This window comes from Pseudomonas sp. Fl4BN1 (assembly GCF_009908285.1).
In the GTDB taxonomy this organism is placed as follows: domain Bacteria; phylum Pseudomonadota; class Gammaproteobacteria; order Pseudomonadales; family Pseudomonadaceae; genus Aquipseudomonas.
The window spans coordinates 1-13798 of the sequence record NZ_JAAARM010000066.1; the positions used below are offsets into that span (position 1 = coordinate 1).

Annotated in this window: 13 protein-coding genes; 7 read left to right on the forward strand and 6 right to left on the reverse strand. The window is 66.0% G+C overall.

Annotation, left to right across the window (positions count from 1 at the left end):
* The 3 genes from GV818_RS33205 to GV818_RS34755 all read right to left on the reverse strand — a co-directional run.
* Nucleotides 1-634 (reverse strand): response regulator transcription factor (locus tag GV818_RS33205; RefSeq protein WP_161778692.1); only part of this gene is annotated, 634 nt, incomplete at its 3' end.
* The gene (locus GV818_RS33210; RefSeq protein WP_161759787.1) at nucleotides 634-1887 is read right to left on the reverse strand and encodes a sensor histidine kinase; all 1254 of its coding nucleotides are present in this window, start codon (nucleotides 1885-1887) and stop codon (nucleotides 634-636) included. The genes GV818_RS33210 and GV818_RS33205, both read right to left, overlap by 1 nt.
* A 2-nt stretch (nucleotides 1888-1889) precedes the next feature.
* Complete coding sequence (locus tag GV818_RS34755) at nucleotides 1890-2012, reverse strand: hypothetical protein (protein WP_256667675.1); 123 nt, start codon at nucleotides 2010-2012, stop codon at nucleotides 1890-1892.
* Between the two features lie 288 nt (nucleotides 2013-2300).
* Here GV818_RS34755 and GV818_RS33215 point away from each other — a divergent pair, with 288 nt between their 5' ends.
* Both GV818_RS33215 and GV818_RS33220 read left to right on the forward strand, forming a co-directional pair.
* The gene (locus GV818_RS33215; RefSeq protein ID WP_161759786.1) at nucleotides 2301-2843 is read left to right on the forward strand and encodes a PQQ-dependent catabolism-associated CXXCW motif protein; all 543 of its coding nucleotides are present in this window, start codon (nucleotides 2301-2303) and stop codon (nucleotides 2841-2843) included.
* A 39-nt stretch (nucleotides 2844-2882) separates the two neighbouring features.
* On the forward strand, nucleotides 2883-3548 hold the full coding sequence (locus GV818_RS33220) for a response regulator transcription factor (protein ID WP_161759785.1): 666 nt from the start codon (nucleotides 2883-2885) through the stop codon (nucleotides 3546-3548).
* 550 nt (nucleotides 3549-4098) lie between these two features.
* Here the strand turns inward: GV818_RS33220 and nahK are convergent.
* From nahK to GV818_RS33235, 3 genes are all read right to left on the reverse strand, one after another.
* Nucleotides 4099-6741 (reverse strand): hybrid sensor histidine kinase/response regulator NahK/ErcS', encoded by a 2643-nt coding sequence (gene nahK / locus GV818_RS33225; RefSeq protein WP_161759784.1) that lies wholly within the window; start codon nucleotides 6739-6741, stop codon nucleotides 4099-4101.
* Nucleotides 6671-7834 (reverse strand): nitric oxide-sensing protein NosP, encoded by a 1164-nt coding sequence (nosP, locus tag GV818_RS33230; protein ID WP_161759783.1) that lies wholly within the window; start codon nucleotides 7832-7834, stop codon nucleotides 6671-6673. Before nosP ends, nahK begins: the two co-directional genes overlap by 71 nt.
* 311 nt (nucleotides 7835-8145) lie before the next feature.
* A complete protein-coding gene (locus GV818_RS33235; protein WP_178125247.1) occupies nucleotides 8146-9192 on the reverse strand; it encodes an Ldh family oxidoreductase in 1047 nt (348 codons plus the stop codon).
* A gap of 129 nt (nucleotides 9193-9321) precedes the next feature.
* Here GV818_RS33235 and GV818_RS33240 point away from each other — a divergent pair, with 129 nt between their 5' ends.
* From GV818_RS33240 to GV818_RS33260, 5 genes are all read left to right on the forward strand, one after another.
* On the forward strand, nucleotides 9322-10197 hold the full coding sequence (locus GV818_RS33240) for a MurR/RpiR family transcriptional regulator (protein WP_161759781.1): 876 nt from the start codon (nucleotides 9322-9324) through the stop codon (nucleotides 10195-10197).
* 16 nt (nucleotides 10198-10213) lie between these two features.
* On the forward strand, nucleotides 10214-10966 hold the full coding sequence (locus GV818_RS33245; RefSeq protein ID WP_161759780.1) for a transporter substrate-binding domain-containing protein: 753 nt from the start codon (nucleotides 10214-10216) through the stop codon (nucleotides 10964-10966).
* Between the two features lie 86 nt (nucleotides 10967-11052).
* Nucleotides 11053-11772 carry an ABC transporter permease gene (locus GV818_RS33250; protein WP_015634996.1) on the forward strand — a complete coding sequence of 240 codons (720 nt, stop codon included), beginning with the start codon at nucleotides 11053-11055 and terminating at the stop codon, nucleotides 11770-11772.
* Complete coding sequence (locus GV818_RS33255; RefSeq protein ID WP_011060496.1) at nucleotides 11769-12479, forward strand: ABC transporter permease; 711 nt, start codon at nucleotides 11769-11771, stop codon at nucleotides 12477-12479. The genes GV818_RS33250 and GV818_RS33255 overlap by 4 nt, the downstream gene beginning before the upstream one ends.
* 46 nt (nucleotides 12480-12525) lie before the next feature.
* Nucleotides 12526-13767, forward strand: coding sequence for an NAD(P)/FAD-dependent oxidoreductase (locus GV818_RS33260; RefSeq protein ID WP_161759779.1), 1242 nt, complete (start codon nucleotides 12526-12528; stop codon nucleotides 13765-13767).
* Nucleotides 13768-13798: the final 31 nt, after the last annotated feature.

The window sequence follows — 13798 nt, forward strand, 5'->3', positions numbered from 1 at the left end:
CCGCCACCCTGACCACCCCCATATCAATCCCCAAATGCACCAACTCCCCATGGGAACTCACCTGCAACTTGCTCTTGAGCAAGGTCAGATAGTTCGACACCGTCTTGCCACTGATACACAACTGCTGCGCAATCACCCGTGCCGGTGTGCCCTTGGCCAGCATCACGAAAATCTCCATCTCGCGCTGGGTCATCCCCTGCAACCGCGGATCGCTCTCATCCCGCAACGGCGTGCACGCCAACTGCGTGGCCAACCCCTGTTCGATATACGCATGCCCGGCCAGAACCCGGTGCACCGCCTCGATCAGCACCTGGGGTGCCGAGCTCTTGGTCAGATACCCCGAAGCCCCCGCTTCCAAAGCCTGACGCACCAGGGGCAACTCATCGTGCATGCTGAAAAACAGCACCCGCAACTGCGGCAAACGCTGGCGCAAGCGCCGAGTGGTCTCCAAACCGCTGATGCCCGGCAAAGCAAAATCCATGATCACCAGTTGCGGCACCTCTTCCTGCACCCGGGCCAGGGCTTCTTCGCCATTGGCCGCTTCACGCACCTGCATGCTCGGCAACACCGCCTGCAGCAGGCTGGCGTAACCCTGACGGACCACCGCGTGATCATCCACCAACAAGATATTCATCAGGCCTCCAGGGGAATGTTCAGGGCCAGCGCCCAACCGGCGCCGGGGCGGTTGATGATGCGCAGTTCGCCGCCCAGGCTGCGGGCCCGCTCGGCCATGGAATGCAGGCCGACTCCGGCGCGGCGGGCCTGGGGCGCGCCGCGGCCGTTGTCGCGGATCAGCAGGCGCAGGCCCGGGCCGCGGCGTTGCAGGCGCACCCGCACCTGGCTGGCGCCGGCGTGCCGGGCGACATTGGTCAGGGCTTCCTGCAACAGGCGATAGAGGTGGGTCTTGCTCGCCCCCGGCAATGCCGGCAGGCGTTCGCCAACCCACAGCCGGCATTCAATCCCCTGGCGCGCTTGCCACTGTTGCACCAGCAGCCCCAGGGCTTCGGCCAGGGGCAGGTGGGCCAGCACCACCGGGTACAGGTCCTGGGTCATGGCGCGAAAGCCCTGTTGCAGGTGCTCGCAGTTGAGCTCCAGGGATTCGGCGGTCTTGGCCACCAGGGCCGGCTGGTCCACCACCAGGCGCAGCAGGCAGGCCTGGGCGCGGATGCCGGCCAGGTATTGGCCGAGGTCGTCGTGCAGGGTCTGCGCCAGGTGGTTGCGCTCTTGCTCCTGCACCGCCAGCAGGGTCTGGGTCAGTTGCTGGTTGTCGGCATGGGCCTGCTCCAGGGCGCTGGCCATGCGGTTGAAATGCTCGGCCAGTTGGCGGGTTTCCGGCAGCGCGGTGCTGCGCAGGCGCACCGCCATCTGGCCGTCGGAGACCTGGGCCAGGGCGTGCAGCACTTCATCAAGCCAGGCCCGGCCACGGCGCACCGCCCAGCCGATGCTCAGCAGGCAAAGCAGCAGCGCCAGCGCACACAGGCCGAGCCATTGCTGCAGGGCCTGGCGCACTTCCCCCAGCTCAGCGGCGGCATTCACCGCAATCAGCACGCGCCGGCCATCATTCAATTCCAGTAGCCGAGCACTCGGCCGGTTATCGCCGAGCAACAGGCGCCCCAGCCAGCCATCAGGCTCGGCGGCGAGCGGTGGCTGTTCACCGGGTGCCAGCCAGTGCACCCGCACATGCCGCAGGCTGCGGGTCAGTGCCGGTTGCAGGCTGGCGGGATGGCGTTCGGCGCTGTCCCCCAGGTACTGCACCAGGGCCTCGGCGGATTGCACTTCGCGCTCGACATCGTCCGCCGCCTGGCGCAGCAACAACCCGGCGCAGGCCAGGGTCAGCAGCGCGAAACAGGCGGTGACCCAGAGGTTGATCCGCCACAGGGCCGACATGCCTAGCGCCCCTGCGCCGCAGGCTGGCCCGCAACCGGTGCCGGCCGTGAGCCGTGCAAGCGATCGACGCCGATCAGGCTGAGGATCAGCAGCAACGGCAAGAGCAGCACTTTCAGGATGCGCATGGGAAGTCCTCCGGGTGGCCATGGCCGCTGCACCCATGCTAAGGCCCGCGCAAGAGTGCCGGCCTACTACCTTGGTACCGCTCTGCTCCTACTTTCTGCATACCCCCACCCGCTGCAGGCGCTGGCTGGCCAGGGAAGAGGCCCGCAAGCCCTGCCTCCCCCCAATGGCCCCTTCGCCGGCACGCCGGCGGCTACGACTTTGGTACTGCTTTTGCTGTCGATGGTCGCATTCCCAAGTGCCCCTGCCCTGGCATGTAATAGGCCCATAACAAAAAGGATAGAAGCCTTATGCCCCGCGCCCTGCAGACCCTGGCCCTGCTCTCCCTGAGCCTGACCCTGGGAATGGCCCACGCCGAGACCCCACTGTTTTCCGCCGAGGGCTATCGCACCAGCCTCTACCGCAGCCCGACGCCCACGCGGATCGAGGCCGCGCAGATCATCGACACCCCGGGCCTGCAAGCGCTGCTCCAGCAGCAGCCCAACCCCCTGCTGATCGACGTCTATCGCCGGCAATGGCTGCAAGGCCGCTTCATCGACAGCGAGCCCCACGCCAACCTCCCCGGCAGCCACTGGCTGGCCAATACCGGCGATGGCGAATTGAACCCCGAGTGGCAAGCCTATTTCACCGGCAACCTGCAACGGCTCAGCAACGCAGACCCGCAGCGGGCCCTGGTGTTCTACTGCCGCGCCGATTGCTGGCTGAGCTGGAACGCGGTAAAACGCGCGGCAGCTCTGGGCTATAAAAACATCTACTGGTACCGCGACGGCCTGGATGCCTGGGAGGCCGCCAGCCTGCCCGTGGTAGCGGCCCGGCCGGAAAGCTTTCCCTGAGCCTGCGCTCCCACAAACACAATAACGAGGTGAAAGGCCATGTATAGAATTCTGATAGCCGACGATCACCCACTGTTTCGCGAAGCCATCCACAACGTCATCAGCGACGGTTTCCCCGGCAGCGAGGTAATGGAAACCGCCGACCTGGACAGCGCCCTGGCCCTGACCCAGGAACACGACGACCTGGACCTGATCCTGCTGGACCTGAACATGCCCGGCATGCACGGCCTCAACGGCCTGATCACCCTGCGCAACGAAGCGCCGACCATCCCCGTGGTGATCGTTTCCGCCGAGCAGGACAAACAGATCGTGCTCCAGGCCATCACCTACGGCGCCGTCGGCTTCATCACCAAATCCTCGCCGCGTTCACAGATGACCGAGGCCATCGAACAGATCCTCAACGGCAACGTGTACCTGCCGCCGGACATCATCCGCACCCAGAAAAGCCAGCCGGGGCGGCGCAACAGCGAGACCCCGAGCTTCCCCCCGGAACTGCTCCAGGCCCTGACCCGCAAACAGCTGCTGGTGCTGGAACGGATGACCAAGGGCGAGTCGAACAAACAGATCGCCTACACCCTGGACATTGCCGAAACCACGGTGAAGGCCCATGTCTCGGCGATTTTGCGCAAGCTCAATGTGCACAACCGAGTGCAGGCGATTCTGAGTGCTGGGGATATTGATTTCGGCGCGTACCTGCGCCGGTGAATTCAGGTGAGCGTGCAGCAGATCCTGTAGGAGCCGGCTTGCCGGCGAAGGCGGTCTTTCGGGCCCCTTCGCTGGCAAGCCAGCTCCTACGGCAGTCAGTGATTCCGTGGGGGGCCCGTAGGAGCCGGCTTGCCGGCGATGGCGGTCTGCGGGCCCCTTCGCTGGCAAGCCAGCTCCTACAGCAGTCAGTGATTCCGTGGGGGGGCCTGTAGGAGCCGGCTTGCCGGCGAAGGCGATCTTGCGGGCCCCTTCGCTGGCGAGCCAGCTCCTACAGCTGTCAGTGATTTCGTGGGGGCCCTGTAGGAGCCGGCTTGCCGGCGAAGGCGATCTTGCGGGCCTCTTCGCTGGCGAGCCAGCTCCTACAGCAGTCAGTGATTTCGTGGGGGGCCCCGTAGGAGCCGGCTTGCCGGCGAAGGCGGTCTGCGGACCCCTTCGCTGGCAAGCCAGCTCCTAAAGCAGTCAGTGATTTCGTGGGGGGCCCGTAGGAGCCGGCTTGCCGGCGAAGGCGATCTCTCGGGCGCCTTCGCTGGCAAGCCAGCTCCTACGGTTGTCAGGGATGGCGCGTTGGGCTCAGCAGGTGGCTGATGGCGGTCTTGAGTTTCATCGGCCGCACCGGTTTGTGCATCAGGGTGTGGCCCAGTTCGCGCAGTTGCTGTTTGAGCTCGTTGCTGTAGTTGGCGGTGATCATCATCGCCGGGATCGCCAGGGCGCGGCGGGCATTGATCCGTGCCACGGCATCGATGCCGTTCTGTTGCTGGTCCAGGTGGTAGTCGGCAATCAGCAGGTCGGCCTCGGCACGGTAGTCGTCCACTTGGCGCGCCAGGTCTTCTTCGGACAAGGCGGTGATCACCTGGCAGCCCCAACCTTCAAGCAAGGTGCGCATGCCGGCGCAGATCGCCGCGTCGTTATCCAGCACCCAGATCCGCGCGCCCTGCAAACGTTCCAGCAGGGCTTCCCCCAGCTCCGGACGCGGCGCTGGCACCGGCGCGCTGGCGCTGATCGGCACTTGCACGCTGAACACCGAGCCGCGCCCCGGCCAGGAACGCACGCCGATGCGGTGCCCGAGAATCCCGGCAATCTTCTCGACAATGGCCAACCCCAGGCCCAGGCCGCGATCCTGGTCCGGGCGCTGCTCTTCGCCACGCTTGAACTCCTGGAAGATTTCCTCCAGGCGTTCGGCGGCGATGCCCATGCCGCTGTCCCAGACTTCCACCGACAGCCAGTGCCCCTGGCGCCGGCAGCCCAGCACCACGCGGCCCTGGCGGGTGTAGCGGATGGCGTTGCTCAGCAGGTTGCGCAGAATCCGCGCCAGCAGTTGGATGTCGCTGCGCACCAGCGCCGAGCAGGCCACGAAGTGCAGTTCCAGGCCCTCGCTGCGGGCCACCTGGGCGTACTCGGCGGCGAGGTTTTCCAGCAGTTCGCTCAAGGCAAAGGGTGCGATATCGGCCTTGATCACCCCGGCATCGAGCTTGGAAATGTCCACCAGGGTGCCCAGCAGGTTTTCCACATCCTCCAGGGAGTTGCTGACATTGCGCACCAAGGCGCTGCTGGCCTGAGGGTCGCGACGCTCGAGCAAGGCGCTGGTGAACAACCGCGCGGCGTTCAGAGGTTGCAGCAGGTCATGGCTGACCGCGGCGAGGAACTTGGTCTTCGACAGGTTGGCCCGTTCGGCCTCGGCCTTGGCTTCGCGCAAGCGTGATTCGACCCGGCTGCGCTCTTCGATCTCGCGCAGCAGTTGCTGGTTGAGGGTGGTCAGCTCGGCGGTGCGTTCGCGCACCCGCAGCTCCAGGTTCTGGTAGGCCTGATGCAGGGCCTCGGCGGTGCGCCGGCGCTCGGTGATGTCGCGGATCAGCACGAAGATCCCCACCACCTCGCCATTGGCCAGGCGGTTGGGCACGTAGGAGCGCAGCATGTAGCGCTCCTGGTTGTTGATGTTGGTCTCGGCGAATTCGAAGGTCACGCTCTCCCCGGCCAGGGCCCGCTCCACATAGCTTTCCAGGCGCTGGTAGTGCTGCTCGCTGTGCACCTCGCGCAGGCTCTGGCCGAGCATCACGCCCCGCGGCCAGCAGTACCACTCCTCATAGACCTTGTTGGTGAACTCGTACACCAGGTCGGCATTGAGGTAGGCGATCAGCGCCGGCACATGGTCGGTGATCAGGCGGATCCAGCGTTCGCTTTCACTCAGGGCCTCGGCGTGCTGGTAGCGTTCGGTGATGTCGGTGAAGGTGTTGACGAAACCACCGGTGGGCAGCGGATGGGTGCGGATCTCCAGCACCCGGCCATCGCTCAGGCGCTGTTCGCATTCGTGGATCGGCCGGCCGTTGGCGTCGCGGCTGTCGGGGCTCAGCAGGCGCAGTTCGCTGTCGCCGATGACCTCGGCAAACAAGCGATGCGCGGCCACCGGGGCCAGCCCGCTGAGTTCGAGGAAGCGCCGGTTCCACAACTCCAGCACGCCCTCGGCGCTGACCATGGCCACGCCCTGGGACAGGTTGTCCACCGCCCGTTGCAGCAGGTGGGACTTTTGCGCCACCGCCTGTTCCCGGCGCAGGGTTTCGCTGTGCTTGACCTCGGTGATGTCGGTGAACAGGATCACCCGCCCGCCTTCCCGGGTCGGCCGCTCGCTGACCTGCAGCCAGCGGCCGTTGTGCAGGCGATAGAGCAACTGCTCCTCAGCGCCGCTGCGCGGTTCTTCGCTGAACAGCCCGGTGCTGGTCATCAGCCGGCGCACTTCCGCGAGGCGCATGCCGGCCATGATCCGCACCCGGCTGTGGCTCCAGAAGGCGCGGAAGCGGCTGTTGAACAGGACGATGCGCTGCTCCTGGTCGAACAGCACGAAGGCGTCGGAAATGCTCTCGATGGCGTCGATCAGATGCTGGTGCGCAGTCTCGGCCCGCAGCCGCGCTTCGCTGAGCAAATGGTTGCCGGCCTTGAGCTCGGCCATGGCCTGGTTCAGGGCGTCGGTGCGTTCGCGCACCTGCTCGGCCAGCACCACCGAATGCTGGAACGCCGCATAAGGATCGTTGCCGCGGGTGATGCCGGATTCGACCCGCTCGATCAGCGCGCTGTTGATCCGCCGCAGCTTGCGGTTCTCGCGTTGCAGGCAGTCGAGCTGGGCTTGCAGCTCAGCGGCGGGCCGGAGTGCGACTGCGGGCAATGGCGACCCCGGTGAAGGTCTGGTTGATGTGCATGCCATTGAACTGTTCTCCGTAGGTGTTGAAACCCATCACCCGCTGTTCCCGCAAAAAGGCCCCGATCTGCTCCAGGCTGCCCTGCCCCTCCAGCTCCAGGCGGCGCAAAAAGCAGTCGCAGCCAATGGTCAGCAACAACCCGCCGAGGCGCTGCTGCAAGCCGTCGAACAGCTGTTGCAGGTTGGGCAGCAAGGGGCCGGGGGTCATGGCGGTGAGGACGATGCCGTTTTCCACCGCGCAGTAGAAACTCAGGCTCAGGTCCGGGTGCACCTGCTGCACCGCGCGCACGTAGTAGTGCTGGTTGATCCGCACCGCCAGCGGGTGGGCGGCGAACACCCGATGGTCGAGCTGCGCCAGGGGCACGCCGATCAGCCGCGCGTACTCTTCGGCGGCGGGTTCCGCATTCAGTTCATAGACCCGGCGCAAGGTACTGTCGGCGCCGGTGACCACCAGTTTTTCTTCCCGGGGCTGAATGTGGTGGGTGGTGAACACCTCGAAATCCAGCCAGGTATTGACCAGCACCAGCACCGCCGCGCCGCTGTGGAATTTGCCGCCGAAGTAGACGTGGGTGTGGGTCAGGTAGTTGTCGTCGCCGGCCGAACCGCCGAAGTGCGGGATGTCCCCCAGGGCCGCGCTGAGGGCAGCAAGGACCATTTCCTCGCGGCTCGACAGGCCGTCCAGCAGGGTCAGGGCGAAGCTGTTGCCCTTGATCGGCGCCAGGGTGTTGCTGCGGCAATCCCCCACCAGGCGTTCGACCATCTGCTGGGCGTCGATCAGGCTGAAGTGTTCCATCTGGTCGATCAATTCAGCGGCGATGGAAAAGTGCCGATGGTCGAAACCGATGGCGGTCACGCAATTGCGCCCGTAGCCCAGGGGCGTGATTTCCCCGGCGCTGGTGCAGCCCACCAGGGGGATGCCGCCAAAGCTCTGTTGCAGGGCCGGGCCCAGGGTGTGCAGGGGGTATTCGGCGGAACAGAAGAACAGCACGAAGCCCAGGTGCGGATGCAGCAACTGGCTGGCCAGGTCCTGAGCCACCTGCTGCGGGTCGACCGCCTGGGACATGGCACTGACCACACCCTCGCTCTGGGCTTGTTGCATCATCGCCTCCGGCGCGGGTTGTCTGAGCAATGAGTGTACGAAGCCGGCCCCGGGGCACGAATGCTACTTGGGTAGCGGGTAGCCGGTTCCATGGGTGTAGGTGCGTGACCGCCTGAATGCCCGACCACCGTGTAGGAGCTGGCTTGCCAGCGAAGGCGTCGGCCGGCCTGGTGCAAGGCTGGCGGGCCTCTTCGCCGGCAAGCCGGCTCCTACGGGGAAGGCGCAGGTACGCGAAAGATCGGGAATGCGGAACGCCCCTCGGTAGGGCCGGCGCTGGGGTTACCCGCTGAGGACTGCACCCGATAAAGCCCTTAGTCGTCGGCCGCCAGGGCCCGCAGCCGTGCCAGCTCGGCAGCGGCCAGGGGAATGCCCTCTTGCAGGGATTTGGCCCGGGTGCGGTAGCGCCGATCCCCCGGCATGCGCTCCAGGCCCACGGCCTGCATCTGCCGCACCAGCTCGCCGCTGCGCTGGGCAAAACGCCCGCCGCCCAGGTGGTTGGGATCGATGACGATCAGCAGTTGCCCGGTCCAGGGCGTCTGCGCCCCCGGGTGTTGCGACCAGTCGAACTCGAAGGAGAAGTTGCCACCGGTCAGCGCCGCCGCCAGCAGCTCCACCATCATCGACAGCGCCGAGCCCTTGTGCCCGCCAAAGGGCAGCAAGGCGCCGCCGTCGAGAATCGCTGCCGGATCGCAGGTGGGCTGGCCGTCGCGGTCCACCCCCATGCCCGGTGGCAGTTGTTCGCCCTGGCGCTTGGCGATCTGCACATCGCCGTGGGCAATGGCGCTGGTGGCCAGGTCGAAGACGATGGGCTCGGCGCCCTCGCGGGGTGCGGCAAAGGCAATCGGGTTGGTGCCGAACAGCGGGCGTTGGGCGCCATGGGGCACCACGCAGGTCATGCTGTTGACCAGGCTCAGGGCCACCAGGCCTTCTTCGGCGAAGGGCTCGACATCCGGCCACAAGGCCGCGAAGTGATGGGAATTGCGAACCGCCAACACCGCGATCCCGGCGCTGCGGGCCTTGCTCAGCAGCAGCTCGCGGGCCGCCGCCAGGGCCGGCTGGGCAAAGCCGCCTGCGGCGTCCACCGCCACCACGCCGGGGGCCACATCCTCCACTTGCGGCACGGCCTGACCGTTGACCCAGCCACTGGCCAGGGACGACAGGTAGCCGGGAATGCGGAACACCCCGTGGCTGTGGGAACCATCGCGCTGGGCCCGGGCGCAGTTGTCGGCCAGCACCCGGGCCACCTCGGCAGAGGTGCCGTGGCGAAGAAAAATCCGTTGCAGCAAGTCGGTCAAGGCAGACAGGCCGAGGTACTCGACATCAGCCTGCGCCAGGGTCGCGTGGTTCGCTTCGGTCATTGCAGCTCCATTGGAATTGTTATTGGAAGGTGCCTGACTATCGCGTCACGCCAGTTAACTGTCAAATATTGACTTAATGACAGAAAACATTCATTTTCCATTGTCAACGGCCAATAACAATGAAAACCCATGAGCCAATCCATCAAACAACGCCTTGAAAGCAGCCTGTCCAGCGCCACCGCGTCGGGCCGGGCGATTGCCAGCTACATGCTGGCCAACCTCTATGAGCTGCCCTTCCAGACCGCCGCCGACATCGCCGAAAAACTCGGCGTCAGCGAGTCCAGCGTCGGGCGGTTCTGCCGCGCCATCGGCTACAGCCATTTCAAGGATTTGAAAAACGACCTGAAGAACGACCTCGGCGAAGGCCCGTGGCTGGTGGGCGACCGCCTGCAGGAATTTCGCCAGCAGCCCAACCCGGCGGCCCAGGGCCTGCCCCGCAGCTTCGAGCTGGAAGTGGCGGCGCTGGTCAAGGTCTACGAATACAGCCTGACCCCGGCCTGGCAGACCGTGGTCCAGCGCCTGGCCAGCCGGCGCCGGGTGTATGTGGCGGGGTTCCAGACCGAGCGCGGCATCGCCGCCTCCATGGTCCACCTGCTGCAATACCTGCGCGACGGCGTGCACCTGGTGGACGGCTCCGCCGGGCATTTCGCCGACGTGCTGCTGAGCCCCGCCGAAGACTGCGCCCTGGTGGTGTTCGAGGCCCGGCGCTATTCGCGCCACGCCCTGACCCTGTGCCGCAAGGCCCGCGAGGCGGGGATTCCGGTGACCCTGGTGACCGACACCTTCTGCGACTGGGCCGAGCAGAACGCCGACGAGGTGTTCCGCGTGCCCACCGAGTTCAACCTGTTTTGGGAATCCACCGCGGCCATGCTGTCGCTGGTGCACCTCTTGATCAACGAGGTGTGCAAGCACCTGGGACCCGAGGTGGAAAAACGCCTGGAAGCCACCGCCGCCCTGCATAACGAATTTGTTGGCTACACATCGTCCACCCGCGCAAAACAATAAATAACCGAGGTGCTCCATGAACAACGTCCTTCGCTTCGCCGGCGCCTGCGCCCTGGTCATCGGCGCTTCCACCGCCCAGGCTGAAACCCTGAAGATCGCCACCGAGGGCGCCTACCCGCCCTTCAACTACGTGGACTCCAACAACCAGCTGCACGGCTTCGACGTGGACATCGCCAATGCCCTGTGCAAGCAGATGCAGGTCGAGTGCCAGATCGTCGCCCAGGACTGGGAAGGCATCATCCCGGCGCTGCTGGCGAAAAAATACGACGCCGTGGTGGCCTCGATGATCGCTACCGACGAGCGCAAGAAAAAGATCGCCTTCAGCAACCACTACTACCGCACCCCGCTGTCGGTGGCGGTGGCCAAGGACTCGGACATCAGCGACGCCCAGACCAACTTCAAGGGCCGCACCGTGGGCGCCCAGGCCTCCTCGACCCAGGCCATCTACGCCGAGGACCACTACGGCCCGGCCGGCGCCGACGTGAAGTTCTACCCGACCCTGGACGAAGCCAACAGCGACCTGGCGGCCGGGCGCGTGGATGGGGTGATCGCCGACAAGTTCCCGCTGCTGGCCTGGGCCGAAAGCGCCGGCAAGGACTGCTGCAAGATCATCGGTGACGTCAATGGCACCACCGCCGACGCCTCGATCGCCGTGCGCAAGGAAGACAACGCCCTGCGCGAGCGCCTGAACAAGGCCCTGGACGAGATCGTCGCCGACGGCACCTACAAGCAGATCTCCAGCCGCTACTTCGCCTTCGACATCTACTGACCGGCCGCCTTTGACGCTGCCTAAGCCCCGCGTTCCCTTGAACGCGGCGGCGCCCTGCACGGTTCATTCTTCCAGAGGGTTCGCGCATGTTCGAACAGCTGTCACTCCTGTCCTTCGCCAGCGGCGGCTGGGGCTCGGCCCTGCTCGCCGGGGCCCTGGTGACCATCGCCCTGGCCCTGGCCTGCGTGCCCATCGGCCTGCCCCTGGGCTTGCTGGTGGCCCTGGCCGCACGCTCGAAAAACCGCTGGGCGCGGGCCTGGGCCACGACCTTTTCCACGGTGTTTCGCGGCCTGCCGGAGCTGTTGACGCTGTTGATCATCTACTACGGCTGCCAGATCGCCGCGCAAAAAATTCTCGGCGCCCTGGGCTACCCCGGTGAAGTGGCGATCAACACCTTCGTCGCCGCGATGATCGCCTTCAGCCTGGTGTTCGCCGCCTTCTCCAGCGAGATCTGGCTGGCCGCGTTCAAGACCCTGCCCAAGGGCCAGTACGAAGCCGCCAGCGCCCTGAGCCTGTCGCGGCGCACCACCTTCAGCCGGGTGCTGCTGCCGCAACTGACCCGCATCGCCCTGCCCGGCCTTTCCAACAACTGGCTGTCGCTGCTCAAGGACACCTCCCTGGTGTCGACCATTTCCCTGGTGGACCTGATGCGCCAGACCAACCTCGCGGTCAGCGTGACCAAGGAGCCCATGCTGTTCTACAGCGTGGCCTGCTTTGGCTACCTGTTCTTCTCGGCGCTGTCGGGGCACCTGTTCAGCTTTCTCGAACGGCGCTTCAACCGTGCGCAACGGAGCCTGCAGCCATGAACCTGGATGACCTGCTGAACCTGTTCCTCAACCAGGAACTGCTGGAACGTTACGGCCCGCGCTTTATCGACGGCCTGCTGGTGACCGCCAAGCTGGTGGCGATTTCCTTCAGCCTGGGCGCCGTGCTCGGCCTGCTGATCGCCCTCGGGCGGCTGTCCAGCAATCGTTTCCTGCGGCGCTTCACCGGGGCCTATGTGTACTTCTTCCGCGGCTCGCCGCTGCTGGCCCAGCTGTTCATGCTGTATTACGGCCTGGGCTCGTTCAAAGGCTTCTGGCAGGACGTGGGCCTGTGGTGGTTCTTCCGCGACGCCTGGTTCTGCACCCTGCTGGCCTTCACCCTGAACACCGCCGCCTACCAGGCGGAGATCCTGCGCGGCAGCCTGCTGGCCGTGGCCCAGGGCCAGCGCGAAGCCTGCAAGGCCCTGAGCCTGTCGCGCTGGACCGCGTTTCGCAAAGTGATACTGCCGCAGTCGCTGCTGATCGCCATCGGGCCTCTGGGCAACGAGCTGATTTTGATGATCAAGGCCAGCGCCATCGCCTCCCTGGTGACCATCTACGACCTGATGGGAGTGACCAAACTGGCCTTCTCCCGCAGCTTCGATTTCCAGATCTACCTGTGGGCCGCGGTGCTCTACCTGCTGATCGTCGAAGTGGTGCGGCGCAGCCTCAAATACCTGGAAGGCCGCCTGGGCCGGCACCTGAACTGAACCCTTTAGCGGGCCGCCGCGCGGCCCCTGTCATAAGGACTGAACCATGCATTGCCAAACCTTAGTTCTGGGCGCCGGAATCGTCGGCGTCAGCAGCGCCCTGCACCTGCAGGCCCGCGGCCGCCAAGTAGTGCTGCTGGACCGCCAGCCTCCGGGCAACGGCACCAGCCACGGCAACGCTGGGCTGATCGAACGCGCCAGCGTGATTCCCTACGCCTTCCCCCGGGAAGTGACCAAGCTGGTGCGCTACGGTCTCAACCAGCAATCGGACGTGCGCTACAGCCTGCGCCACCTGCCCAAGGCCGGCCCCTGGCTGCTGCAATACTGGCGCCACTCCTCGCCCAAGGGCCTGGCTGCCGCCACCCGCGCCATGCTGCCGCTGATCGAACGCTGCGTCACCGAACACCTGGCCCTGGCCCGCCCGGCCAACATGCTGGAGCTGATCGCCGACGGCGGCTGGCTCGAAGCCTTCAACGACCAGCAGGCCTTCGACTTCGCCCAGCGCGCCGCCGCCGACCTGCGCGACTACGAACTCAACTACCGGGTACTGGACCGCGCCGAACTGCTGGCCCTGGAACCCGGCCTGCACCCCGACATAGTGGGCGGCCTGCATTGGCTCGACCCCAAGACCGTCAGCGACCCCGGCGGCCTGACCCGGGGCTACGCCGAACTGTTCAAGCAGCGCGGCGGCCAATTCGTCATCGGCGATGCCCTGACCCTGACCCAGATCGAAGGCGGCTGGCAGGTGCAGAGCGAACTCGGCCCGATCACCGCCCAGGAAGTGGTAGTCGCCCTCGGCCCGCAAGCCAGCGGCATCTTCGAGCCCCTGGGCTACCGCATTCCCCTGGCGATCAAGCGCGGCTACCACATGCACTACGCTGCCCTGCCCGGCACCCGCCTGCAGCACCCGATCCTCGACCCGGTGGGTGGCTACGTCCTGGCGCCGATGGTGGGCGGCATCCGCCTGACCACCGGCATCGAATTCGCCGACCGCGACGACCCGATCAACGAAATCCAACTGCGCCGCTGCGAAGCCCTGGCCCGAAACTTCTACCCCCTGGGCGAGCGCCTCGACGCCGAACCCTGGCTGGGCCGCCGCCCGTGCCTGCCGGACATGTGCCCAGTGATCGGCCCCGCCCCGCGCCACCCTGGCCTGTGGTTCAACTTCGGCCACGCCCACCACGGCCTGACCCTGGGCCCGGTGAGCGGCCAACTGCTGGCGCAGATGGTCACCGGCGAAACCCCGTTTACCGACCCCACCCCTTACCGCGCCGAGCGCTTCAACTGACCGACGGAGAACCGCCATGCAGACCCAGACC